Raw genomic sequence first — 25158 nt, 5'->3', positions numbered from 1 at the left:
GATTTCGCGGTGGCCGAAGGATTGGCCCTGAATGCGACGGCGCAAGAGACTGGGCTCACCTTTCTTGGCACACCGATGGACATTAAGGGACCAGTGGTGGCCGGTACCATGCTCGAGGCTGAGATTGAGGTGACAGACGTGCACCGCGACAGCAAGGGACACTGTGGTCTCGCGCGCGCACAACATCGTGCGAAACCAGAACGGCAAGACCGTTATGATATACGAACCGCTGCGGCTGATGATGGGGCGCCCACAGCCCTCCTGAGGTGGCTATGGGCGGAGCTTCGTATCGACTGGGCCTGAAGGCCTAAACTTGCTGGCGCTGATGATTGTCCGTAACAGACTATACTCCACTTAGGACCAAAGCTGGGAAAACACGCTATGAGGTACTTGGCATCCGGGATTTCGTGGGTAGGGCGCCGTCAGCGCAATAAACAAACATTCGGAGTGGAAACCACATTGCAGGCTTCACCCATTTGATCCATTCGCTGGGTTGATCGCACCAAGGCAGGAGACCACGAAGGCACAGTCAATGTGACCGAAATTACCGTACGGCTGCGCAGAGTGATCAATTTCACCTGAACGGAGCCGTTGGCCGAACTTGCTGGTTACGATCGAAGAATGCGTACCGGAGCGCTACGAGGTGTGCCGATGATAGAAGAAGGCTCTCGCTGGATGAAACCCGAAAACCGACCGGATGTCACCAGGATTCGTAGGGTTTGCGATATCGTGTTCTGCGCCGTTCTCGTCGTCATATTTATCAGGGGCTGATCTTTCTTGCCGGCTTCGAGGAACTCTTTCGACCAATTGTAATATAGACACTCAGCTGTGCCTTCACGCCGGCACAATGGGGTGATCGACTCCTCACCGCGCAAGCCTTCCAGCACGATGGGGATATTCTCTTCTGCCGGCTCCTTCCGAGTCCCGGTTCTCCGTCTCATCTTCGCTCTTTGAAGGGCTATGATGAGCCAGAAGTCCTTAAGCCAAAATTGTCTCATTGACGCTGATGTCGGACCCCTAAAAGCGTCAGAAAGCAGAGGCAATTTGCTGGGTTTTCATTCTCGTTTGGGCCACTTACGTCTTCTCATTTGGAGGCTGTTTTGCGCCTGTCATGAGAGCGACCGCATCAGACATCCCCACCTGTGTAGGATCGATTACACATAAGCGTTGTCCTAGCCGATGGATATGAATCCTGTCGGCCACCTCGAAAACGTGGGGCATGTTGTGGCTGATCAGGATGATTGAGATACCCCTTGCCCGAACGTCCTTGATGAGGTCGATCACCTTTTGGGATTCCTTTACCCCCAAGGCTGCGGTTGGCTCATCAAGAATGACCACTTTCGAACCGAACGTTACTGCACGCGCAACGGCAACACCTTGTCGCTGGCCGCCTGAAAGCGTCTCCACAGGCTGCATGATATTCTGGATCGTTAGGAGGCCGAGATCGCTGAGTTCCTTCCGGGCACGTTCGTTCATCTTCGCTTGATCGAGTATTCGAAAGACAGACCCCAGGAGCCCGGGCCTGCGCAGTTCCCGTCCCATGAAGATATTCTCGGCGATCGAAAGCGAAGGGGACAGAGCCAAATCCTGATAAACGGTCTCGATGCCTGCGGAACGGGCAGATTGAGGATTTGTGAAATGGACAGGTTGGCCGTCGAGAAGGATTTCACCGCTGTCCGGGACGGTCGCACCCGACAACGTCTTAATGAGAGTAGATTTGCCGGCGCCGTTGTCGCCGATGACGGCCAGAACCTCTCCACGAAGTAGATCAAAGTCGGCACCGTTCATTGCCACGACCCGACCATAGCGTTTGAAGAGATTTCGCGCGGAGAGAATGGTGTCTGCGGAACTCATCCGACCATCCTCCGGGCCCACTGGTCAATACCGACTGCGATAATGATCAAAGCTCCGATCATCAGATATGTCCATTGCGGGTCGGTGCCAAGCATGCGCAATCCAAGCGAGAACACACCCACGATCAATGCCCCGAAGACACTGCCTAGCACGCTTCCGCGCCCACCAAACAAGGAGGTGCCGCCGATCACTACTGCGGTGATTGATTCGATATTGGTGAATTGCCCCGCGGTCGGAGAGACGGAACCTAACCGTCCGATCAACGCCCATCCGGCAAAAGCACAAATCAGGCCTGCAACCGTGTAGACCGATATCAACACACCGCGGGTGTTTATGCCTGCCAGTTGAGCGGCCACGGGGTCATCGCCCACGGCATAGAGGTGACGCCCCCAGGCTGTGTTGTTCAGCACGAAATGTATGAACGCTGCCAGAAGTACCATCGCAATCACGCCATTGGTAAAAACGGCGCCGCCAATCCTGAAGCTTTCGCCAAAGAACTGGAGAAGCGGTGCGTGTTCAGCAAGATCCTGCGAGCGGATTGTTTCATTGGATGAATAGAGATAATTGCTCGCAAGGACGACCTGCCACATTCCAAGCGTGACGATGAATGGTGGCAACCGCACCAGTGAAACCAGCATACCGCTCACCGCACCGCAAAGTGCGCCGGTTGCCAGGCCGATCACCACTGCAACCTCTGCCGGTATACCGTAGCGAAACGTGCAATGCCCCATCACTACGGATGAAAACACCATAATCGCACCAACCGATAGATCGATGCCGGCGGTTAGAATGACCAACGTTTGAGCCACGGCGACAATTCCTACAATCATCACCTGCTGCAGGATGAGGGTCAGGGCGAAGGCGGAGAAGAATTTTCCTCCCAGCAACAGGCCGAAGGCTGCAATGGCCAGGATTAGAACAAGCAGCGGTATCGCTGCCGGCTGCGCGTGAACGAGGTTCTGAAACCGGTCGAGCAGAGTCTGTCTGCCTCGGCCGAATGTCGTGAGATCGGCAAGTGGGGCATTTTCGCGATCCGCCGTTTTCGTCGAAATTGCTGTGCCTGCCGGCGTAGAATCGTGCGATGTCATCAAGCTATCTGCCGCCTGGGGAGTCGAGCCGTCACGCGGTTCGATATCGAACCGCGTGACCATTTTGAGTGACAGAGCAGTCCTTAGCCCCAGCAGATTTTGGCAGCCTCTTCGGAGTTGATCGATTCCAGCCCGTCAACGGGTTCTTCCGTCACCAGATTAACGCCTGTATCGAAGAAATCCTTGCCCTCGGTCTTTTGGGGCTTCGTGCCGTTTTTCGCCCATTCGACGATGGCCTCGACACCGTGAGATGCCATGCGCAACGGATATTGTTGCGCGGTCGCGTTGATGACCCCCTCCTTCACATTCTTGACACCCGGGCAGCCACCATCAACCGCCACCACCATGACATCACCCTCCCGGCCGAGTGCCTTCAGTGCCTCATAGGCACCGGCTGCGGCGGGTTCGTTGATCGCGTAGACCAGGTTGATCATGGGATCGATCTGCAGCAGATTCTCCATGCCCGTGCGGCCACCCTGTTCGCTTCCCTGCGAGACATCGTTGCCGACGATGCGGGAATCGGTTTCATCACCCCATTTGTTCGGGTCTTCAAGATCGATACCAAAACCCGTAAGGAACCCCTGATTGCGCAGGACCCCGACGCTCGACTGGCTGACCAGCCCGTTCAGCAGGCCGATCTTCGCATTCGCGGCATCATCGCCAAGCGATGCCTTGGCCCACGTGCCGATGGCCTCTCCGGCAGCAAAATTGTCAGTCGCGAACGTACCATCGGCGGCATCGATCGGATCCAGCGGCGTGTCCAGCGCAAGCACCAGAATGCCGGCATCCTGCGCCTTCTTCACGGTCGGTACGATGCCACGCGTGTCAGACGGGGTAAGCATGATGCCGTTCACCCCATCGGCAATGCACGCCTCGATGGCCGAGACCTGACTTTCGCTGTCACCGTCGATGCGTCCGGCATAGGTCTTCAGTTCCACACCGAGTTCTTCCGCTTTCTGCATCGCACCGTTTTTCATGGCGACATAAAACGGGTTGGTATCGGTCTTCGTGATCAGGCAGGCAGATATGTCAGCTGCCTGCGCATTCAAAGGCGCAAACGCAACTGCTGAAAACAGCACTGCAATTCCAAGCTTCGTCTTATTCATCACAGATCCTCCCGGTTCATAAATGCAATGTCCGCAGTAATCACACCGCGTGCACCAGCTTCATGCACCCGAACATTTGTCGGGACAGCGGGTTGTCCTCTTGTCTGCCAGGCTTCACGCTCCACCCGCCCGGAAACAAACCCGCTCGAGAAATGTCGAGCATTCTCTGGTCCCAACACCCTAGATTAAACGGCAATATTTGCAATGAATTACATAAATGTAATTATTTGCATTTATTTAGGATTCTGAAGCAGAGCTCGGGCTGTCGTTTCGTCGGTTGCCAATACGTTCACCAACTTTCCCCTGACGGCGGCATGAATGGCAACCACCTTGCTTTCACCGTAGGCCACACCCACGCGCATCGGTATCTGGGCAAACTGGTCCAGGAAGATCGACAGGGTTCGCTCTTCGAGGCCTGATTTCAGAACGCGCCCCTCGCCATCATAGAAGCGCGCGCAGATGGTACCGACCCCACCCTGCTTCTCGATGTCGGCGAATTGTTGCTGGGTAAACAAGCCGTCGCGTACACTTGACGATGCCGCGTGCAGCGAGCCGATGCCGACCAGTGCCATGCTCATCGAACTATATAGTCCATTGATGTCCTGGAAAGCGTCCGTGCTTCTAAGCGTCAGAGCAATGTCGCTGCTCTCCACTACGGCCGGTAACGGCAGAATGCGCGCCTTGGCATCGATGGCATCTGCGAATGCGCGGCAAATCTGTGCCGTGTGAGTGGGCTCCTCCGCTTTTCCAACGCCGCCTATCAACGTCACGACCTGATGATCCCTCGATTTGGCCCTTCGCATCTCGGCTGCAACGGAGGCCACGGTCTCGCCGTTGGAAACGCCGATTATGTCGCCTCGGTGCATGTTCTGCGAAAGAAACCGCGCGCAGGCGCTGCCCAGTACACGGCTGGTCTCGGAAGCTCCGTACTGGTTGATCACCACAACAGCGTCACGCAGCTGGAAGGCCTGGGACAGCTCTTTCTCAAGACTGGTATCGCGATGGAGGTTCTCAGCCACCCGAATCTCGACGATGCCATGATCCATGGCGATCTGGAGATGCCGGCTTACAGTGGCGACGGACACGCCTAGTTTCTCGGCAATCTCGCTTTGAGAGAGGCCCTGGTCATAACGCATCTGGGCTATCTTGATGACGGTTGCTTCATTCCTGGGCGGGCGCGGCATCACAGACTCCGGATCACTGATGATGGTGCCAGCCTGACCGTTTCAAACCCGATCCTCCGGCGGTTCACCATCGGACTTAAATTTAGGGGCCTGAAGATGCAAGTTTGGCAAACTCAGGCTTCAGAGAACGGTAGAGGGACCTGAAAATTTCCAGCCGTGGCTGATAGGCGGCGTGCAACTGGGCATCGGGGACGAACCTGTGTCGCGCGACTGGCGGCTTGAAGTGTTCCAGGGTGATCGACGTCTGGAAAGCGCACCGCGCCAGACGTGCGGCGCCAAATGAAGGCCCCATCTCTGAAACATCGCTGGTTTCGAGCACTACGCCAAGAATGTTGGCTATCATCTGCGCCCAGAATGGTGAGCGAGCACCGCCCCCGATGAGTATGAACGATGTCGGTGACTTCCCGCCGCCGCCCAGCACCTCCAACCCGTCTGCCAGAGAGAATGCGATAGCCTCCATCATGGCTTGAGCCAGGTGATGCGCTCGGGTTTCGGCAGACATGCCAATAAAGGCCGCTCGCGCTGTCGCGTCGTTGTGAGGGGTGCGTTCACCTGCGAGATATGGCAGGGCAAGTACATCACACGGGCCCGTGTAATGCGCTTCGACGGTTTCAAGCATCGCGCCCATGCGCTCGGCATGGCCTGTCCAACGGGCAACCGCTCCCAATGCGCTTGCTCCGTTCAGCACCGCGGCCATATTGAACCAGACGCCTTCCAGCACATGGCAAAAGGCGTGAACCGTTTGAAGCGTGTTGGGAGCATAGGCTGTATGGCTGGTCAACAGCTGCGCTGACGTTCCAATCGAGATCAATCCCTTCCGGGGAGAGACAGCACCCACACCGGCGGCCCCCGCTGCAACGTCGCCGGCGCCGACAACCACCTGCACATCGTCACGCATATTCCAGCGGGAGGCCAATTCCAGGTGCAGAACGCCCGCAACGGAGGCGGATTCGCAAACTTTCGGGAATGTAAGCTGGCGTGCACCACAAGCCTCGATGGCCGGTTGAGACCATTTTCGATTCTGTTCGTCGAACAACCAGGAGCCGGCGGCTTCGGAGGGATCGGTCGCATGCTCACCCACAAGCTTGAAGCGAAGATAGTCCTTTGGAAACGAAAGCCGCCTTGCGCGTTGAAATGTTTCCGGCTCGTTTTCCGCGAGCCAGGCCAGTTTCGGTCCCGTGAAGCCAGCCATGGGAAGAACGCCAAGCTGATCCGCCAGATATGGATAATCCGCGTTCAGGCGCTCAGCGATCGCTGCCGCGCGTGAATCGTTCCAAAGGATAGCCGGACGGACCGGTTCGTTTGCCTCGTCCAGCAGCAAACAGGCATGCATATGACCAGAAAAGCCAATCGATCTGACGTCAGCTAGAATATGGGGTTTTTCGGCGGCAAGCTCGGCGAGCGTATCGAACACGGCATCCACCCAGTCGGAGGGATTCTGCTCCGACCAGTCCGGGCGTGGGTAATGTGTCTGGAGCGGTCGCGTCGCAGAGAGTTGAACGCGTTCAGCCTCATCGACGATCAGCAATTTTGCCGACGAGGTTCCCAGATCGATACCCAGATACATAGCGCCCGCATTCAAAGATTAACGTCATTCGGTGAGGGAACGCCCCTACCGCGCGATTATCGCGGCACATCGCGCCAGCTTGTCAAGCCAGCGTCTGCTCAGCCTCTGACCGGGTAAGTCGTTCCATTATCCGGCGCGCGATAGGCTCGACCGTCAGACCTTTCTCTTCGAACACTTGCGGCCCGGGTGCCGAGAGACCGAAATCATCGATCCCGAATGCATGATCCCGATGACCTACATACTGGGTCCATCCAAATCGTGAACCGGCTTCAATCGAAAAGCGTGCGGCGTTTCCAAGAACATCCCGTTGATAGATGCTGTCCTGCTCATCGAAACGTTCCCAGCAGGGCATGGAAACCACGGCAATCTTGTAGCCCTCCACCTGCAGGACATCTTTTACGGCGAGTGCAAGCGCGACTTCGGTGCCCGTGGCAAGCAGCGTTGCGTCACGCGGCCCATCGGATGGCGAAAGCACGTATCCGCCGCGCCTGGCGGGCATATGGTTCTCGGCTCTGGTGCGCACCTGTGGCGTGGCTTGTCTGGACACAACCATCGCTGCCGGACCATTCCGATTTGCTGCATCATACCAGCACTCCAGAGCCTCAATGGCATCCGCAGGCCGATACACGTTCAAACCGGGGATAGCACGCAGAGAAGCCAGTTGCTCGATCGGCTGATGGGTCGGCCCATCCTCACCCACGCCGATCGAATCGTGGCTGAAGAGGAACACCACAGACAGCTGCATCAAGGCAGCAAGGCGCAATGAGGGCCGACAATAGTCACTGAACGTCAGATATGTTCCGCCATAAGGGAAAACGCCTCCATGAGCCGCCATGCCGTTCATCACGGCGGCCATGGCGTGCTCGCGCACCCCATAGCTTACATGATTGCCTGAGTAGTCGTTCGGAACGATCGGTCGCATGGTTTCGGCTGCGGACAGAACGCTCCCCGTGAGATCGGCGGAACCGCCGATGAGTTCTTCCAGATCTCGCAGCAAGAGGCCGCATGCGCGCTGACTTGATTTGCGCACCGGCTCCTTGACCGGGTTGGCCACCAGAGCCGCGATCGCCCCGGTGAAGTGTGCTTCCAGATCACCGGACCGCTGGCCTTCCACTGCCGCAGAGAACTCGCCACCACGACCCGACGCTGACAGGCGCTCCGACCAGTCTTGGCGCAAGTTCCTGCTGCGCTGCCCGGCCAGACGCCATGCATTCAGGATGGGGGCGGGAATCTCGAAAGCTGGTGTCTCCCAACCCAGGCTGGCTTTCAATCCGGCAACCTCTTCGGTGCCCAGAGGTGCCCCATGCGCCACCGACTTCCCTTCCTTCGTCGGCGCTCCATACCCAATGCGGGTGCGGGCGGCGATGAGCGTGGGCCTGTCACTTATCGCGGCGAATGCAAAGGCGTTCTCGATCTCCTTCATATCATGGCCATCGATGCGGATCGTGGCCCAGTTCGCCGCCTCGAAACGCTTGATGTGATCTTCCGATGTCGCGACGCTCGTTGTCCCGTCGATTGTCGTCGCATTATCATCGAATACAAGGGTCAGCTTCGAAAGTCCCAAATGCCCGGCAAGCGAGATGGCTTCCTGCGCCACCCCTTCCATCAGACAACCGTCACCACAGAATGCATAGGTGCGGTGATCAACCAGTTTGTCGCCGAAGCGCCCGTTCAATATGCGCTCGGCCAGCGCCATTCCAACGGCGTTCGCAACACCTTGACCCAAGGGACCGGTTGTCGTTTCCACTCCGCGTGGATGACGGAACTCGGGATGCCCGGCAGCCATGGAGCCACGCTGGCGAAAACGTTTTATGTCTTCAAGGGAGATGTCCGGGTAACCGGAAAGGTAGAGGAGTCCGTATTGAAGCATGGATCCATGGCCGTTCGACAGGACAAATCGATCGCGATCGTGCCAGTCGGGATCAGCGGCATCGAATTTAAGAACCCGGGTAAACAGTACACTGGCTAGGTCGGCCATGCCCAATGGCATACCAGGGTGTCCCGACTGAGCATTCTCCACTGCATCCACCGCTAGCATACGCAGGGCATTCGCCATTTCTCTCAAGCAGGTGGCTTCCCCAATCCCATTACCATTCGCCGCATCCGCACCCATTGCTTAAGCTCCCTGGCAGTCAATCAAGTGCTTGTGGGCGTATCTCATTTATGCATTCAATTGCAACAAATTAATATATTTGCAAAATATTGCAATATAATGATGCCCGTCGCTATCGACCATTGCGATTTGAATGAGACGCAACTGACCGTCTCGGTTGGATCGGGCTGGGTTCCTGTCCGACTGCTTCTGGGTGGCGGACAGGGAAAGTTCTGTTGCAGACTTTTCGGAAACCCGCTGATGGCATGAGGTCAACCCCATTTGGAAGCGCGTTTCATGATATTCAAAGGTGGCCACTTCGATCACTCGGTGATCCGGCTATGCGTGCGATGGTATCTGGCCTATGTCCTGAGTCTGCGGGATCTGAAGGAGATGATGGCTGAACGCGGCGTCAGCGTTGACCATTCGACGAACCATTGCTGGTTGTCCACTCCTCGCAGGTGTTGCTGTAACGATAACCGCTGCAAGCGGTCCGCCGACTGCCCGTGGCATGTGAACGAGACCTACATCAAGGTTCACGGGCAGTGGATGTGTCTTTGTCGAGCCATCGACAGCGTCGGCGATACCTTAGTGCGCATACGCAACAGCGTGCGAAACCAGAACGGCAAGACCGTTATGATATACGAATCGCTGCGACTGATGATGGGGCGACCGCAACCTTCCTGAGCTGGCTATGGGCACTTCTTCATAGTTTATTATCAACGCCGCGTTGATCGCATGCCGCTGGCAATCCTTGACTATCAGTCTTGATTGCCGGGGGCGGATGAGTTGCAGCGAACGCCTAGTGCCATACGAATTGCGGTTCTGGTAGCAGGGATTGTCGCAGCGAACTCAGGCACCAAGAAAATCTGCCATCTCCACATTGTAGAAAGTCTTGGTGCGCGGGCCGTTGAGGATCGGATCGATCCTGCGGACGCATTCTTGATAGTGCGGAGTTTTGCGATGCTCATCGAGCGCGTCCGACGACTTGAAAACCTCGTAAATGACAAAACGGTGGTCGTCATCGGGGTTACGAAGTACGTCAAAGCGAAGGTTGCCTGGCTCTTGGCGGGTACCTTCATAATTGATGCGGAACGCCTCCAGAAATTCTTCGGCATAGCCCTGCTTGACGTTGATGCTGACCATTTGGATGAGCATGTCTCAATTCCCGTTGTGTTGAAGTCTCGGTTGAAAGGTCAAAGGCCTGGTGCTTTCCACATGGCTGTGGTGACACCCTCGTCGACAAGCTGGCGCTGCAGCGCATAGGCCCGCGCCCAGCGCTTACCCGCCTCGTCATAAATCGCTTTGTGCTTGAGATTCGGCTCGAAGCGACCGTCCCAGCGTACCCAGCCTTCTGCTGCCTCGACGAAATCGCGGTAGAGGCCGATACCGGTGGCTGCAGCAACCGCACACCCGAGCGCGGTTGCTTCCTTGACGACCGGGGTGACGACCGGAAGGCCGGTGGCGCTCGAAAGGATCTGCGACCAATGGGCGGATTTGGATGCGCCGGCTGCGAAGACGATCTTTTCCGGCGTCTTGCCGGAGAGCTTGAAGATGGCCGAGAGATTGCGGGCCGCGACGATGGCTGCGTTCTCCTGCAGGGCACGGAAAATTGCAGCCTTGCCGGATTTTTCCGGATCGATGGAAAGATTCAGAAGCGAGGGTGCGGCGTGATACCAGTTGCCGTAGTGCATGACGTCGGAAAAGACCGGGATGATGCCATGGGCACCGACCGGCACACGTGCTGCTTTTTCTTCAAGGAGACGATAGGCATCTCCGCCTCGCCCTGCGGCGACCACTTCCTCCGCGCCAAAGCTGTCGCGGAACCAGCGCATCACCATACCGACGAAAAAACTGATTGCCTCCGCCTGATTGAGACCCGCCACGACGTGCGGATTGATACGCAGATCCATAGAGGGATCGGAAACCGAGGGTCCGACATTGACAACCTGCTGCCAGAAGGTGCCGCCAAGCACGGCGCAATCGCCTTCGTTGACGACGCCGATCGCTGCAGCGCCGGTCTGACAGTCTCCGCCGCCCATGACGACGGGTGTTCCGGCGGTAAGGCCTGTCTCTTCCGCTGCTTTATCAGTGACGTGTCCGATGATCGTTCCGGGCTCGACGCTTTCGGGGAAAATGTCATCGCGCATGCCGGCCTTGGTCATTGCCTCCGGCAACCAGTCGCGTTTCGCTAAGCCGTAGAGGCCCGTCGTCCCCGCATTCGAAGGGTCGCTGGCGATCACGCCGGAAAGGCGCATCAAGACCCAGTCGGAGAGCATACTGATCCGATCGATGCGGTCATACACGTCTGGCAGATTCCGCTTCAACCAGAGAAGGCGCGGCAGCGCGCCGAGCGCAAAGGTCTGCCCGGTCTCGGCATAAAGATCGCGCTCAAGGCCGGGTAAGTCGCGTTTCAGGTCGCGCACTTCGGCGACGGCCCGGCTATCGACATTGGCGCAGGCCCAGATTTCGCGGCCGCTGCGATCATAGACAACAAAGGCCTCGCGCATGCTGGTGGCGCTGACGGCGCGAATCTCCGCGGCGGTGATACCAGCTTCGGCGATTGCCTGCCGGATTGCACGCGAAAGCAGTGACCAATTGCCGTCCACGTCGAAATCCATCGATCCCGGAAAGCGCGGATCGGTCTTGTGCCACCATTCATGCTGCGCGCTCGCAATCTGGTTCCCGTTTTCGTTGAAGATCACGGCGCGGCCGCTGCCGGTACCGGCGTCGACGGCGAGTAGATAGGAAGTCGTCATGGTTCAGTCCCTGAACTCGATGAGGCCGGCAGCCGTCGTCTCATCGGTTATGAGGATGCCGACGAATTTTCCACGAAGCGCCGCATGGATGGCCTGCACCTTCTGGATGCCGCCGGCTGCCGCCACGACTTTTTCGGCACGCGACAGCGCCGCCAGCTTTACGCCGATCACCCGGTCGTGCAGCGGCAGGTCGAGCGTTTCGCCGCGCTCGTTGTAGAACTGGCAGAGAATGTCGCCAACCGCGCCCTTGCGGCGCAGCGGTTCAACCTCGTCCGGGCTGACATAACCGGAGCGGACAACTGTGGAGGTGGCGGAAATCTCACCGATGCCGACGAGTTGGTAAGTGGCATTCAGCGCCATATCGAGCAAATTGGCGACAGCAGGTTCAGATGAGAGATTGCGCGCCACATTCGGATCACGGACGACGAGCGGCGCGGGCACGAGATGCACACCGCTGCCCCAATTGGCCGTACGCATACCATCGACATACGTACCAACGCCGCCCGTGAGACTTACGAGGCCGATATTGCGCTCGTTGGCGAGGTGGCCGAGCCGCTGGATCGTATTCGAGACCGTTGCGCCCCAGCCAACCGCCAGAAGATCGTTCGGATGCAAGCGCTGCATGAGGAATTGCGCCGCTGCCTGACCGAGCCGGTCGCTCGGATCCTGACCGGGAAGCTCCGGCACCACGTAGGCTTCGAGCAGCCCGTAGCGCTCCTTGATTTGCCGCTCCAATGAGAGACAGCCCTGATAGCGTGAATTGATCCGTACCTGGATGATGCCGGAACGCCGACCGCTTTCGAGCAAGCGCGAAACCTTGATACGCGACAAGTTGAGCTTTTCGCCGATCTCGTTCTGCGTCAGCCCGTCATTATAATAATACCAGGCGATGCGTGTGAGAATCTCCTCGTCCGCGTCGGCGTAACTCCATTCCCCGTTGTCCAAGGCCATCCAAAGGCTTCCTTCGATCAATTGTGATCATTTGAATATCAAGAAAACTTTTGATACGTCAACGCGTTGTTGGGGTAAAAATCCTTTCTCGCGTCAATTCCTCGGTTTTCAGCAAAAAGCCTCTCATAATACATGGTAATTTCGACCTGGTGCCGCACCGGGTGATCTGAGCGTATTGACGATCATCAATCACTATGATCACATGAGTGTCAGATATTACATGTGAACAGGTGCAGAATGAGTGATGGCCCAGCGGTCAGGAGGGTCGCGAAGCTGACGGACATCTGGAAATCCTACGGCGCCGTTCCGGTGCTGAAGGGCGTTTCACTCACATTGCAGGCAGGAGAAGTGCACGCGCTTCTCGGCGGCAACGGCGCCGGCAAGTCGAGCCTCATGAAGATCATGTCGGGCGTTATCCCGGCGAATTCAGGCGCTATCGAAATCAACGGGGAAGCGCTGGCTCACGCCTCGCCGGCAGCGGCGCAGGAACTCGGTCTCTACCTGGTGCCGCAGGAAGCTCATATCCTGCCCAACCAGAGCGTTCTGGAAAATATCAGCCTTGGCCTTACCGCTTCCCCCCGCGCGCTGAGGTCGCGGATCGAGCAGCTCGTCTCCGAGCTTTCCGTTTCCCTTGATCTCGACGCACAGGCGGCCACACTTGAAATCGCCGAACGCCAGATCGTGGAAGTCCTGCGCGGTCTTGTGCGCGATGCGCGCGTGCTAATTCTGGACGAGCCGACCTCCGCCCTTACTCCCTTCGAGACCAGTGCACTTTTCCAACGCGTGCGCAAACTCCAGGCCCAAGGCGTGGGCATCTTCTTCATTTCGCACAAGTTGCGCGAGATTCGTGAAATCTGTAGTAGGATCAGTGTGCTGCGCGATGGCGTGATCGTGCTTTCGGGGGCGCTCGACGGCTATAGTGACGCCCAGATCATCGATGCGATGAGCCGTGTACAGATCACGGAAATGCCCGGCAAGGACCGTACCGCCCGTAAAATCTCGCAGATCGGCAAACCACGTCTCAGCGTGCGCGGCCTCAGCGGCGAGGGATTCCGCAATATCAGCCTCGACGTCAGGGCAGGCGAGATTCTCGGCCTTGCCGGCGTGGTCGGCGCGGGGCGCACGGAGTTTGCCGAGACCCTCTTTGGCTTGCGCCCCCAGATGACGGGCAGCGTCGTTTTCGACGGTGCGGATCTCAAGAGGCGGTCGCCGCGCGTCTGCATCGATCATGGCCTCGTCTATCTGCCGGAAGATCGTCAACAGCACGGTCTTTTCCTGGAAGCGCCGCTTTTCTGGAACGTCTCGTCCTATCTCGTACACCGATTGCCCTTCTTCCTGCGGCCTGGCGCGGAACGGAAGAGTTTCAACCAGTTCCGGTCCAGCATGGGAATCAAGTGCGCCGATCCCGGCCAGGAGGCGCGCAGCCTTTCAGGCGGCAATCAGCAAAAGGTATTGCTCGCAAAATGCCTTTCGGTCCGTCCGAAAGTGCTGATCCTCGACGAGCCGACGCGAGGTGTCGATGTTGCCGCGCGCAATGATATCTACGACCTTATCCGCAAGCTTGCAGCCGATGGCGTCGCCATCGTTTTGATTTCATCCGATTTTGACGAGATCGAACAGCTTGCAGACCGCGTTGAGGTGATGGCCTTCGGGCAATCCGGTGGCGAGCTGACGGACAATATCTCGGTGGACTCCATCGCCCGCCTCGCCTTCGGCGCCTCGGAGGCTCGTCATGCTTGACTTTCTTGCGCGCAACCGTGTCGCAACGCTCCTCGTCGTCCTTGTGCTCACCTATGTCGCCATTGGCGCGGCTGCACCCGGCTATCTCTCCGGCGCGACCGCATCGGTCGTCGTCTCCAACAGTCTTGTACTGATGCTCATCTCGCTCGGTACGATGATCGTCATCCTGACGCGGAATATCGACGTCTCCAGCGGCTCGGTTCTAGGCCTCAGCGCGGCCGTTCTGGGCCTCTCGCTCGATGCCGGCGTCAGCTTGCCGCTTGCCATTGCCTTCTGCCTGCTGACGGGAGCCGCCGCCGGCGCCTTCAACGGCCTGATGGTCGCTTATCTCGGCATTCCCTCCATCGTGGCAACGCTCGGCACGCTAGGTCTCTATCGCGGTATCATGCTTGTCCTGACGGGTGGACGCTGGATCGAGGATCTGCCTCAAAATCTCAAGGCGCTGGCTGGCAATCTCGGCTTTGGCTTCTCGGCGCTCACCGTTGTCGTACTCGTTCTTATGGTGCTTGTCTGGCTTGGCCTGCGCAAGACGCACTTCGGACGTTACTTCTATGCCGTCGGCGACAACCGTGAGGCCGCGCACCATCTCGGCGTGCCGGTCAAACGCGTCCAGTTCACTGCTTTCATCGTGACGGGCATCTGCGCGGCGCTGGCCGGGCTCGTCTTCGCTGCGCAGATCGGCTTCATTCCCAATCAGGCCGGCAACGGCATCGAGTTGAAAGCCATCGCCGTGAACGTGCTCGGCGGGGTAAGCCTGCTCGGCGGCACTGGTTCGGTTGCGGGTGTCGCCGCCGCCGTCATCTTCATCACCTCGATCGACAGCGCGCTCGTCTTCCTGAAAATCCCGGCCTACTGGAACGATTTCATTGCAGGCGCGATCCTCCTGTCGGTGCTGCTGCTCGACGGACGCATTCGTCAGATCGTCGACCGCCGAATCCGCGCGCGCCGTTATGCCGTGCACGAACGCAGCCCCGCCCCATCCGCTGAAACAACCAAAACGCAGGCAGTGGAGGCTGGCCGATGAAAAAGCTGATCTTCCGTTGGGAGACCGCACTCCTTGCCATGCTTGTCGTGGAGCTCGCCGTCTTCGGCTTCATCAATCCCCGGTTCCTGAACCTCACGAACCTGATCTACGGCACTTCGGATTTCGTGCAGATCGGCATCGTCGCCCTGCCTCTGACCCTTGTGATTATTTCCGGTGGCATCGACGTGTCTTTCGCCTCGGTGATCGGTCTTGCCGCCATCGTCTTCGGCGTCGCCACATTTTACGGCCTGCCGCTGCCGCTTTCGATCGCATTTGCTCTCGTTTCCGGCGCGCTATGCGGTCTCGTCAATGCTACGGTCATTCATCTGTCGAAGATCCAGCCACTCGTTGTCACGCTCGGCAGCCTCTATCTGTTCAAGGGCACCGCAACGGTTGCTTCCGGCCTCGTCGGCGCTGGCGGTTATGAAGGCATCGGCAATTTCCCGGAAAGTTTCAACGCGTTCGGCTACGCGGAATTCCTTGGCTTGCCGGCCCCGCTCGCGCTTTTCCTCGTGCTTGCCCTCCTACTGATCGTTCTGCTGCACTTCACCCGTTTCGGTCGCGCTGTCTTCCTTTCCGGTCAATCGGAAAGCGCCGCGCGCTTCGCGGGCATCCCGGTCGGCCGCGTACAGACGATCACCTATGTCGTCACGGGTGTCTCCGCCGCTATCGCCGGCCTCGTCATGTCGGCCTATTTCGGTTCCGCGCGCGTCGACCTGGGGTCGGCGACGCTGTTGCCGGCCGTCACCGCCGCCGTACTGGGCGGCGCGTCCATCTATGGCGGACAGGGTTCCATCCTCGGCACCCTCATCGCCACCTTCGTCATTGGCTATCTGCAACAGGGATTGCAGGCGGCCGGCGTCCCCAGCCAGGTTTCCAGCGCACTTTCGGGAGGGTTGCTGGTTGTCGCGGTCGCATTGCGTCATGGAAGCGCAATGCTGGCCGATTTCATCGCCGTCGCCCGGCAACAAAAGCAAAACCGGGCGGCTGTCACTTCAGGAGGAGAATGAGAATGATCAAATCTATCACGAAATCCGGCCTTGCGGGCGCGGTGCTTTTAGCCGGCACCATACTCGCCTCTGGTGTGGCCCATGCCGAAAGCCAGATTGCTTTCATTCCCAAGCTCGTGGGTGTCGGCTTCTTCACGTCCGGTGGTGCCGGTGCGACGAAGGCTGGTGAAGAGCTGGGTGCGAAGGTCACCTATGATGGCCCAACCGAGCCTAGCGTTTCCGGCCAGGTTCAGTTCATCAACAACTTCGTTAATCAGGGCTACAACGCTCTTGTCGTTTCCTCTGTCTCGCCGGACGGCCTTTGCCCTGCCTTGAAACGGGCCATGGAGCGCGGTGTACTCGTCATGACCTGGGACAGTGACGTCAACCCCGAGTGCCGCAGCTATTACATCAACCAGGGTACGCCCGAGCAGCTCGGCGGACTTCTGGTCGATATGGCGGCCGAAGGCGTGACGAAGGAAAAGGCCAAGGTTGCCTTCTTCTATTCCAGCCCGACCGTGACCGATCAGAACGCTTGGGCCGAAGCCGCGAAGGCGAAGATTGCGAAGGAGCACCCTGGTTGGGAAATCGTTACCACCCAGTACGGCTATAATGATGCACAGAAGTCCTTGCAGACGGCGGAAAGTATCCTTCAGACCTACCCGGACCTCGACGCGATCATCGCGCCCGATGCTAACGCCCTGCCGGCCGCTGCACAGGCAGCCGAAAATCTGAAGCGGGCCGAGGGCGTGACCATCGTCGGCTTCTCCACGCCGAATGTCATGCGTCCCTATATAGAACGCGGCACGATCCAGCGCTTTGGCCTGTGGGACGTCACGCAGCAGGGCAAGATCTCGATCTACGTCGCCGACCATGTCCTGAAGAACGGCCCGATGAACGTCGGCGACAAGCTCGAGATTCCGGGGATCGGCACCGTGGAAGTCTCGGCAAACAAAGTTCAGGGCTATGACTACGAAGCCGAAGGCAATGGCATCATTCTGCTACCGGAGCGCACCGTCTTCACCAAGGAAAACATCGGCAATTTCGACTTCTGATCACGCATAGGTGGCGGGCGGCTCCGGCTGCCTGCCGCCTTGTCCCGCTGCTCGGAACCTGAGGTATTTTCTGATGTCCTTGCCGAAGTGCCGAATGGAGCCGAGGACGACCTCTCTGCTTGAGCGGCTCATTCTCTGGCAGGGGTGGGAAGGTGGCCCGCCCCCAGTCGCGCGAAGTCGTGTATGGGCTCGCTAAAGAAGAAACTTCTTGTAGTCGGAAAACCATTGCCGCGCGCTTCGGATGTTGGCGCGTTTCAGTTCCTCGGCGCGCTCAGCTTCGCCGGCCATCATGGCATCGAGAATCCGTTCGTGTTCGTCCAGTGCGGCGGCAATGCGCCCCGGTACAAGCACGAGGCGGCGCACAAGCACCCGCGTCCGGTCATAAAGCTTGTCGAGACTTTGCGTGAGGAACTCGTTACGGGCTTCCAGGACAGTTTGGCTCCTGAAGGCGTTGATTGCTTCTACGTAGTAGTTGATATCGTTCCGGGCCAAGGCCGCCCGCGCCGGTTCGCCGAACCGATAGCTTAGATCATCCCACGTATCCTTGGGAGCGTTCTGGGTTGCAAGGCGCACCGCAAGAGCTTCAAGCACTTCGCGCACGTCGAAGAGGGCCTCTACCTGGTCGGCAGTGAGACGCGAGACGACCGCGCCTTGATTGCGGATGCGTTCGATCAGTCCGCGGTCTTCAAGTATGCCAAAGGCTTCTCGAAGCCTGGGGCGGGAAATCCCGAACGACTCCGCAAGAGCCGTTTCGCGAAGCTTCGAGCCTGGCGGCAGGTCATGGTCGACTATCTGCTGGCGCAGCGCATCGACCACCTCGTCGACAGACATCGTTCTGGCTTCCGCCTGTCTCGACATGACCAATTTCCTCTAGCTAATGAGTCAGTATTGTAGCCAACATTGTCGACGTTCTCAACGGGTTGAGGCGGTCAAAGGCGGGATATCCTTGTATTCGAATCGCACCAAGGCAAGGCCTGCGGGTACACACGGGCGAGGGATTGGGCGATGACCCCGACCACGCCAGCTTTCACAAAATCTCCAGGCAGGAACACGATGGAGAGCGCAAGGGCCTCAGCCAGCGTCTTGTCGAGGACTATCGACATGCCGACGATGCCGAAGGCATAGAGGGTAACGACCCCGCCAAGGACCGATCCTATCGCGGCCGCCAGACCCACCGGCTTGAGCGGCAAGGTTTCGACCACCTTTCCCGTTACCCAGGCTGCGAAGGGAAATCCGAGCGCGAAGCCGCCGGTTGGCGAAACGAAAACCCCTAGGCCACCGCGTCCGCCCGACATCATCGGCAGACCTATGGCGACGAGAAGAAGAAGCAGGGCCGCTGCGGCGGCGCCTTTTCGGGCGCCGAGGATCGTGCCTGCGATCATGACGCCCATCGACTGGGCGGAGATGGGAACTCCGAATCCCATCATTAGCGGTGGCATGAGGCCGAGCGCGGCGATCAGTGCGGCGAACAGCGAAATCTGGGCGATGTTTCGTTCCATGTTCGTTCTTTCTCTCTCAGGGGTTTGTTCCGCCGCGGGCGCGGATTGCCTCGGCCACGTCGTCGGCATCGTCCATCGCCGCCAGCAGAAGCGGCAGGAAGAGGCGCCATTTCCGGCGGCTTTCCGATCGTGCGCGCCAGGCTTCGTCCATGGATCTCGTTCGTGCGATGAAGACGGGTATGAAGCGGATCGTCAGGGGTATCGCCAGCCCGAGGCTTCCAACAGGGAAGCCGATCCGCTCAAAAGGCTTTGCGCAGCTTCGAACCAGTTCGACCATCTCGCCGAGTCGCGTGGTCATCGTAAAGGCGCTGGCCCAGACGACCAGCGTGATCATTCGCAGGATGATGACTGCGCCGCCCCGCGGATCTCCGGTGGCTCCATGCCAGATTGTAACCAGAGCTACGACCGGTAGAAGAGTCCGAAGGGTTACCAGGGCTGTGCGCAGAAAGGCCGGGCCTGCGATCCCATAGACGAGCGCGGTACAGGCGAATGCGGCGAAAAGCACCGTAACGTTGTCGGTGAAGAACAGACCAGTGGACAGGGCACAGAGTGCCAGAAGCTTGGAGAATGCAGGCCATTCGTGGGCCCGGGACTCAACCGGCGAGAATGGCGATATCATCAGATTCTCCCTGCCGGTTCATTTCTTTGGAATAACAACGCAGCACGTCATCCGGGTGTCCTTGGGCCAGAAGCTTTCCCCGATCGAGCCAATACACTTCGTCGTAGTCCGCAATGTCTTGAAGATCGTGGGTCACAAGGATGATCCCGCATTCAGACATCTCCAGATAGCGCTTGATCTGACGACGCGTCGGGATATCGAGGCCGGCGAAAGGCTCATCGGCGATCACCAGTTTCGGACGCATGGCCAAAACCGACATCATGCAAAGCAGATGCTTTTGTCCCTGCGAAAGGCAGGAGATGGGGGCATCCTTCCAGTGCGTCTTGCCGAAGATGGCGAGGATTTCCCCTGTCCGGCGTTCTGCTTCCTCGCGGCTGTGCCCTTGCTGGCGAAGGCCGAAGGCAATTTCTTCCTCGACGATCGGGAAGATGATCTGGCGGTCGGGATTCTGAAACAGGATGCCGATGGTGGCGAGAGCCCCCTTGCGGTCGTGCCATGGGTTCAATCCCGCGATGGTCACCCGTCCTGAGGATGGCTCCAGTAAACCGCCGAGAAGCCGGGCAAGCGTGCTTTTGCCGGAGCCGTTGCGGCCGATCAGTCCAATTCGCGCGGCCGATGAGTGGATATTCATCCGGTCGAGAACACGGTTTCCATCGACCTCGTAGACAAGATCTTCGACGTCCAGAAATGCGGGCCTCTTGCGCGCTGGGTGCAGGACGTCTGCAGCGCCGAATGAAGGAATTCCGATCACCACGCCATTTCCGTTCAATTTTTAAGGCGACATTTTTGTAATTTAAATTGTTGACAGTTGTGACGACATTCGTCAAGTTTTGCCTCGAAGGCGCTTTCGATATTCGGCTGCGCCAGGGAGGAAACAGGGGAGCGCATTCCGAAATGACCGAGGCGCCGATCGCATCCGACCGCCCGTTGCAGGGCTGCAAGGTTATCGAACTAGGCTCTACGGTTGCCGGCCCCTTCTGCGGCCGGTTGCTTGCGGATTTCGGTGCCGACGTGATCAAGGTCGAGCAGAAGGACGGCGACGCGGTGCGCTCCATGGGCAAGCGCCATGGCAGTCGATCACTCTATGCGGCGTCGATTTTCAGGAACAAGCGCAACGTCTCGATCGATCTTCGGCGACCGGAAGGGCGCGCGCTTGTCGCTTCGATGTGCGAGAAGGCGGACATCGTCGTCGAGAATTTCAAACCCGGCACCCTTGAACGTTGGGGCCTGGGCTATGAGACGCTCTCAAAGGCCAATCCCGGCCTCATCATGGTTCGGATTTCCGGTTATGGGCAGACCGGACCCTATTCGGCACGCCCCGGATATGGCGTGGTCTGCGAGGCGGTGAGCGGGATGCGTGAGATCACTGGAGATCCCGACAGGCCGCCGGCTCGGGTTGCGGTGTCGCTCACGGATTACATTACCGGGCTATACGGCGCATTCGGCGCGGCCATGGCCCTGTTGTCGCGAAACATGACCGGGCGCGGACAAATTGTCGATGCAGCGTTGTACGAGTCTGCGTTCAGCTTCATGGAGCCGCATGTGCCGGCCTTCCAGCAGCTCGGCGTGGTCGCACGAAGGGCCGGCCCGCGTCTGCCGGACAACACACCTAATTCGCTCTATCCCACCGGCGATGGGAGATATGTTCACATCGCGGCGATCACGAACTCTCTGTTCGGTCGACTGGCCGGTGCGATGGGACAGCCGGAACTGATGGAGAATCCGCGCTTCTCCGACCCAGTCGCACGTTCCGAACATGAGGACGATCTCGACAAGCTGATTGGTGAGTGGACGTCGCGTTTGTCGGTGTCCGAGGTCGAGGCCGTGTTGCAGGGCGTCAACGTGCCGGTGTCCCGCATCTTCGACATGCGCGACATTTTCGGAGATCCGCATTATGCGGCGCGTGGCGCCATCGCGATGGCTGAGGATGATGAACTCGGGCCTGTCGCCATGCCGAATGTTGTGCCCCGGCTGTCTGAAACGCCCGGCCGCATCGATTGGCCCGGCAGACCCATCGGTGCGGACACGTTGTCGGTTTTGGAAAAGGACCTGGGCCTTTCGCTCACCGAGATCGCTCGACTGATCGATGACGAAATTCTTTATACAGGTGAGGAGATCGCCGGTGTCGAGCCGACCGAAGTCCTTGCTCATGCAAATGCGGGAGGCAGCAAATGAACGAGATCGCTCTACATGGCGTGGAGACGGATCCGATCGAGGAGGAACTCACCCGGCGCGAAAGGGCCGCACTCTCCATGGGAGGCGAGGCGAAACTTGCGAAACGCCGGGACAAAGGCATCCTGAACGCGCGGGAGCGCATCGAGCACCTTATCGACAAAGGCAGTTTTCGCGAGATCGGCCAACTTGGGGTTTCGACACGCGCCGAGGATCGCTCGACCACTCCGGCGGACGGCAAGGTGACTGGCTTCGCACGCGTTGGAGGGCGTCCGGTGGCGGTCGTGTCGAACGACTTCACCGTCAAGGGTGCATCCTCGAGCATGACCAACATGCGCAAGATCGGCCATGTCAAGCGTGCAGCTACGGAGCGTGGGATGCCGATTGTGTTTCTCGGCGAATCCTCCGGCGCCCGGATGCCCGACAACATGGGCGCGCGGGGAATGGGAACAATGCTCGGCAATGATCCCACTCAATATATTCGTGATCGCAAGACACCCTGGGCTGCGGCGGTTTTGGGACAATGCTTTGGGTCGTCTGCCTGGTATACGTGTCTGTCTGACTTTGCGGTCATGAGAAAAGGGGCGGTTCTCGCGGTCGCAAGTCACGGCCTTGCATCCCTCGCCATCGGTCAGACGGTGGAGCCGGAAGACCTCGGCGGATGGCAGTTACACAGCGACCGGACGGGTCTGATCGACCGAGTGGTCGACACGGATGAAGAGGCGCTGGAGGAGATCAGGCGGTTCCTGTCCTATATGCCGTCCCATGCCAACGAGGCGCCGCCGCGATTGGAAGCGCCAGACGAGGGCAGCGACGATATCCGCGCGGCCGCGGCGCGTATGAATCTGCTTGTCCCGAAGGGGCGCCGCCAGGGATATGACGTGCGAAAGGTCGTCGAGGCGATCGCCGATCCCGGCAGTGTTTTCGAACTGAAGCCACGGCTCGGGAAGGTCGCGACCACCGCGCTTGCGCGGCTCGGTGGTCAAAGCGTGGGTTTCGTGGCCAACAACCCGATGTTCAAGGCGGGTGCGCTGGACGTCGATGCCTGCGAGAAGATCACCCGCTTCCTGGTGATGTGCGATTCCTTCAATATTCCGATCGTGATGCTGGTCGATACCCCTGGCTTTGTGATCGGCATCGAAGGCGAGCGGCGAAAGGCGCCGGGTAAGATCATGAACTTCATGTCGGCCCTCCAACTCTGCACCGTGCCAAAGCTCTCGGTCATCATGCGCAAGAGTTACGGTCAGGCCTATCTGAACATGGGAGGCGGGATGAACTCCGACGCGGTCGCGGCATGGCCGAGCGCCGAGGTCAGTTTCATGGACCCGAATTACGCAGTCGATGTCGTGACCTGGGGGCGGGATGCCAGTGGCGAGGAACGCAACCGCATCCGGACGGCAATGGAGCAGGATTCCACAGTCTTCGGCCTCGCGGAAATGAACGCGGTCCAGGCGGTCATCCGGCCAACCGAAACCCGCACCTACCTGCTGGAAATGCTCGAGATTCATACGATGCGGCCAACCGCTGGGGTCGGGCGACACCAGATGGCTTGCTGGCCGACGACATATTGAGCCGTGGCATACGCCGAAGAACCAGACTTGAGAACGAAAGGCCAAGACAATGGCAACCACCGATGTAACCTCTCCTGTCACAGGCTCCGTTTGGAAGCTTGAGTGCAAGGAAGGCCAGCAGGTCTCTGAAGACGACGTGCTGATGATCCTCGAGTCGATGAAGATGGAAATCCCGGTGACCGCCGCCGCTAGCGGAACGGTCGAGGGCTTGACGATTGCCGAGGGCACGGCCGTCGACGAGGACGCGGTCCTCTGCGTTATCCGGTCATGAGTGTCATGGACACAAATCCGGCAGGACATTGCCTGGAGCGCTCTGACCTTGAGGAACTGGAATTCCGTCGGTCAGAGGCATTGAAGCAGGGTGGCGAGGCTGCGGTCGATCGTCAGCACACAGCAGGACGATTGACCGTCAGGGAACGCATCGACCGCCTCGCCGACATGGGCAGTTTCCACGAACTGGCGCAGTTGACCGGAGCCGGTCACTACGACGACAACGAAACCCTGACCGGCGTGACACCCGCGCCCTACGTCTGCGGAACCGTCGCGATAGACGGGCGTACCATCGCCGTCGGTGGTGAGGATTTTACCGTACGTGGTGGTACGACCTTCAGTGCGCCGCGCCGGAAGGGCGGGCAGGGGGGGCTGGTCGAGGATTTCGCCTTTCATTACCGCGTGCCGCTGGTCAACCTCATCGACGGTGCTGGCGGGTCGGTCGCATCGATCGAGAAGCGCCGCCATGCGGTGCTTCCCGGCGTACACGGGTTCGAGCGTTCGGTGTCCCTCCTTGGACGCTCGCCGGTCGTTTCCGCAGTGCTCGGTACGGCGGCAGGCGGACCCGCGGGTCGCGCGATCCTGTCGCATTTCTCCATCATGGTTCGCGGCAAGAGCCAGATATTCGCGGCAGGTCCCCCGGTGGTAAGACGCTCACTTGGGCAGGACATCGACAAGGAAGAACTCGGCGGTGCCCATGTCGCAGTTGACATGGCTGGAACCATCCACAATGCAGCCGACAGCGAGGAAGGGGCCTTCGAGCAGATACGACGCTTTCTGTCCTTCATGCCACAGAACGTCTGGGAACTGCCCCCGGTCACGGGCTGCGATGATCCTGTCGATCGTTGCGAGGACGCATTGGCGAGCCTGGTTCCGAAGAACCGCCGGCAAGCCTTCGACATGCGTCGGCTGGTTCGGATGATCGCCGATCGAGACTCGGGTTTCGAGATCCAGCCCACCCATGGAAAGGCGGTGCATACGATCCTTGCCCGGTTTGGCGGACGTCCCACAGGCATCGTCGCGAACAATCCGATGTTCTATGGCGGTGCCATCGATCACAAGGCGGCGCGGAAGCAGATTCGTTTCATGCAGCTCTGCGATACCTTCCGCATACCTTTGATCTTCCTGGTGGACGTTCCAGGTTTCATGGTCGGCCGCCATGCGGAGGAACATGCCACGTTGCTGGAAGGAATGCGTGTGGTTCACGCGGCCGCGCAGCTCACGGTGCCGACGACGACTCTCGTGATCCGGAAGTGCTACGGCATGGCGGGCATGGCGACCTGCAACAAGAATGGTGTCGACTATAAGATGGCCTGGCCATCTGCCGAATGGGGCTCCCTGCCGATCGAAGGCGGTGTGGCTGCCGCATTCCGGCGGGAAATTGCTGCTGCCGAAGACCCTGGTGCGAAAGAACAGGAGATCGAGGCGCGGTTGCGCCCACTCGCCTCGCCCTTCAGGAGCGCGGAAGCCTTCGCAATCGAGGAGATCATCGATCCCAGGGAAACTCGCCCGATCCTTTGCCGGCTGGTTGAATTGGCGGGTACTAGTCTCGGGCACGACCTCGGACCGAAAGGAACATTCAATTTCACACCCTGACGAAGTCTCCGGGGAGGGAGGT

Annotated in this window: 23 protein-coding genes and 1 pseudogene; 9 read left to right on the top strand and 15 right to left on the bottom strand. The window is 59.0% G+C overall.

What is annotated here, in order from left to right:
• Positions 1–773 precede the first annotated feature (773 nt).
• The 8 genes and pseudogenes from NA8A_RS25075 to NA8A_RS25250 form a co-directional block, all read right to left on the bottom strand.
• Positions 774–941 (bottom strand): annotated as a pseudogene (locus NA8A_RS25075) (IS3 family transposase); the annotation flags it as partial.
• Positions 942–1074: 133 nt separating this feature from the next.
• Complete coding sequence (locus NA8A_RS08000) at positions 1075–1854, bottom strand: ATP-binding cassette domain-containing protein (protein ID WP_009756410.1); 780 nt, start codon at positions 1852–1854, stop codon at positions 1075–1077.
• On the bottom strand, positions 1851–3005 hold the full coding sequence (locus tag NA8A_RS07995; protein WP_009756409.1) for an ABC transporter permease: 1155 nt from the start codon (positions 3003–3005) through the stop codon (positions 1851–1853). The genes NA8A_RS08000 and NA8A_RS07995 overlap by 4 nt, the downstream gene beginning before the upstream one ends.
• A gap of 20 nt (positions 3006–3025) precedes the next feature.
• Positions 3026–4048 carry a sugar ABC transporter substrate-binding protein gene (locus NA8A_RS07990; RefSeq protein WP_009756408.1) on the bottom strand — a complete coding sequence of 341 codons (1023 nt, stop codon included), beginning with the start codon at positions 4046–4048 and terminating at the stop codon, positions 3026–3028.
• 233 nt (positions 4049–4281) lie between these two features.
• Positions 4282–5232 carry a sugar-binding transcriptional regulator gene (locus tag NA8A_RS07985; protein WP_009756407.1) on the bottom strand — a complete coding sequence of 317 codons (951 nt, stop codon included), beginning with the start codon at positions 5230–5232 and terminating at the stop codon, positions 4282–4284.
• A gap of 82 nt (positions 5233–5314) precedes the next feature.
• Positions 5315–6799: a xylulokinase gene (xylB, locus tag NA8A_RS07980; protein ID WP_009756406.1), complete on the bottom strand. Its 1485-nt coding sequence runs from the start codon at positions 6797–6799 to the stop codon at positions 5315–5317.
• An 82-nt stretch (positions 6800–6881) separates the two neighbouring features.
• Entirely contained in the window at positions 6882–8912 is a 2031-nt protein-coding gene (tkt, locus tag NA8A_RS07975) for a transketolase (protein ID WP_051017970.1), read from the bottom strand.
• Positions 8913–8960: 48 nt separating this feature from the next.
• Positions 8961–9218, bottom strand: coding sequence for a hypothetical protein (locus tag NA8A_RS25250; RefSeq protein ID WP_177203391.1), 258 nt, complete (start codon positions 9216–9218; stop codon positions 8961–8963).
• Here NA8A_RS25250 and NA8A_RS07970 point away from each other — a divergent pair.
• Entirely contained in the window at positions 9192–9578 is a 387-nt protein-coding gene (locus tag NA8A_RS07970) for a DDE-type integrase/transposase/recombinase (RefSeq protein ID WP_276274830.1), read from the top strand. The genes NA8A_RS25250 and NA8A_RS07970 overlap by 27 nt on opposite strands.
• A gap of 165 nt (positions 9579–9743) precedes the next feature.
• On the opposite strand, the gene NA8A_RS07965 is transcribed toward NA8A_RS07970, so the two are convergent.
• The 3 genes from NA8A_RS07965 to NA8A_RS07955 are packed head-to-tail and all read right to left on the bottom strand — an operon-like array spanning position 9744 to position 12601.
• The gene (locus NA8A_RS07965) at positions 9744–10049 is read right to left on the bottom strand and encodes an antibiotic biosynthesis monooxygenase (protein ID WP_009756402.1); all 306 of its coding nucleotides are present in this window, start codon (positions 10047–10049) and stop codon (positions 9744–9746) included.
• A gap of 38 nt (positions 10050–10087) precedes the next feature.
• Positions 10088–11650, bottom strand: a complete 1563-nt coding sequence (lsrK, locus tag NA8A_RS07960; protein ID WP_009756401.1) for an autoinducer-2 kinase — start codon at positions 11648–11650, stop codon at positions 10088–10090.
• A 3-nt stretch (positions 11651–11653) separates the two neighbouring features.
• Complete coding sequence (locus tag NA8A_RS07955; RefSeq protein WP_009756400.1) at positions 11654–12601, bottom strand: sugar-binding transcriptional regulator; 948 nt, start codon at positions 12599–12601, stop codon at positions 11654–11656.
• A gap of 237 nt (positions 12602–12838) precedes the next feature.
• Here NA8A_RS07955 and lsrA point away from each other — a divergent pair, with 237 nt between their 5' ends.
• The 4 genes from lsrA to lsrB are packed head-to-tail and all read left to right on the top strand — an operon-like array spanning position 12839 to position 17409.
• On the top strand, positions 12839–14341 hold the full coding sequence (lsrA, locus tag NA8A_RS07950) for an autoinducer 2 ABC transporter ATP-binding protein LsrA (RefSeq protein WP_009756399.1): 1503 nt from the start codon (positions 12839–12841) through the stop codon (positions 14339–14341).
• Positions 14334–15365 carry an autoinducer 2 ABC transporter permease LsrC gene (gene lsrC, locus NA8A_RS07945; RefSeq protein WP_009756398.1) on the top strand — a complete coding sequence of 344 codons (1032 nt, stop codon included), beginning with the start codon at positions 14334–14336 and terminating at the stop codon, positions 15363–15365. The genes lsrA and lsrC overlap by 8 nt, the downstream gene beginning before the upstream one ends.
• The gene (locus tag NA8A_RS07940) at positions 15362–16375 is read left to right on the top strand and encodes an ABC transporter permease subunit (protein WP_009756397.1); all 1014 of its coding nucleotides are present in this window, start codon (positions 15362–15364) and stop codon (positions 16373–16375) included. The genes lsrC and NA8A_RS07940 overlap by 4 nt, the downstream gene beginning before the upstream one ends.
• A gap of 2 nt (positions 16376–16377) precedes the next feature.
• Positions 16378–17409, top strand: a complete 1032-nt coding sequence (lsrB, locus tag NA8A_RS07935) for an autoinducer 2 ABC transporter substrate-binding protein LsrB (RefSeq protein ID WP_009756396.1) — start codon at positions 16378–16380, stop codon at positions 17407–17409.
• A gap of 192 nt (positions 17410–17601) precedes the next feature.
• On the opposite strand, the gene NA8A_RS07930 is transcribed toward lsrB, so the two are convergent.
• The 4 genes from NA8A_RS07930 to NA8A_RS07915 all read right to left on the bottom strand — a co-directional run bounded on the left by NA8A_RS07930 (position 17602) and on the right by NA8A_RS07915 (position 20281).
• Positions 17602–18267, bottom strand: coding sequence for a GntR family transcriptional regulator (locus NA8A_RS07930; protein WP_009756395.1), 666 nt, complete (start codon positions 18265–18267; stop codon positions 17602–17604).
• 71 nt (positions 18268–18338) lie between these two features.
• A complete protein-coding gene (locus NA8A_RS07925; protein WP_009756394.1) occupies positions 18339–18908 on the bottom strand; it encodes a biotin transporter BioY in 570 nt (189 codons plus the stop codon).
• Between the two features lie 16 nt (positions 18909–18924).
• On the bottom strand, positions 18925–19527 hold the full coding sequence (locus NA8A_RS07920; protein ID WP_009756393.1) for an energy-coupling factor transporter transmembrane component T family protein: 603 nt from the start codon (positions 19525–19527) through the stop codon (positions 18925–18927).
• Positions 19502–20281, bottom strand: a complete 780-nt coding sequence (locus NA8A_RS07915; RefSeq protein WP_009756392.1) for an energy-coupling factor ABC transporter ATP-binding protein — start codon at positions 20279–20281, stop codon at positions 19502–19504. The genes NA8A_RS07920 and NA8A_RS07915 overlap by 26 nt, the downstream gene beginning before the upstream one ends.
• A gap of 140 nt (positions 20282–20421) precedes the next feature.
• Between NA8A_RS07915 and NA8A_RS07910 the strand changes: the two genes are divergently transcribed.
• The 4 genes from NA8A_RS07910 to NA8A_RS07895 are packed head-to-tail and all read left to right on the top strand — an operon-like array spanning position 20422 to position 25136.
• Positions 20422–21702, top strand: coding sequence for a CaiB/BaiF CoA transferase family protein (locus NA8A_RS07910; protein ID WP_009756391.1), 1281 nt, complete (start codon positions 20422–20424; stop codon positions 21700–21702).
• Entirely contained in the window at positions 21699–23270 is a 1572-nt protein-coding gene (locus NA8A_RS07905) for an acyl-CoA carboxylase subunit beta (protein ID WP_009756390.1), read from the top strand. The genes NA8A_RS07910 and NA8A_RS07905 overlap by 4 nt, the downstream gene beginning before the upstream one ends.
• Positions 23271–23319: 49 nt before the next feature.
• Positions 23320–23541 carry an acyl-CoA carboxylase biotin carboxyl carrier protein subunit gene (locus tag NA8A_RS07900; protein ID WP_009756389.1) on the top strand — a complete coding sequence of 74 codons (222 nt, stop codon included), beginning with the start codon at positions 23320–23322 and terminating at the stop codon, positions 23539–23541.
• The gene (locus NA8A_RS07895; protein ID WP_009756388.1) at positions 23538–25136 is read left to right on the top strand and encodes an acyl-CoA carboxylase subunit beta; all 1599 of its coding nucleotides are present in this window, start codon (positions 23538–23540) and stop codon (positions 25134–25136) included. The genes NA8A_RS07900 and NA8A_RS07895 overlap by 4 nt, the downstream gene beginning before the upstream one ends.
• The last annotated feature ends 22 nt before the right edge of the window (positions 25137–25158 follow it).

It is taken from the genome of Nitratireductor indicus C115 (assembly GCF_000300515.1).
GTDB classification, from domain to species: Bacteria; Pseudomonadota; Alphaproteobacteria; order Rhizobiales; family Rhizobiaceae; genus Nitratireductor; species Nitratireductor indicus.
This window is presented reverse-complemented; position numbering and strand designations above follow the sequence as displayed.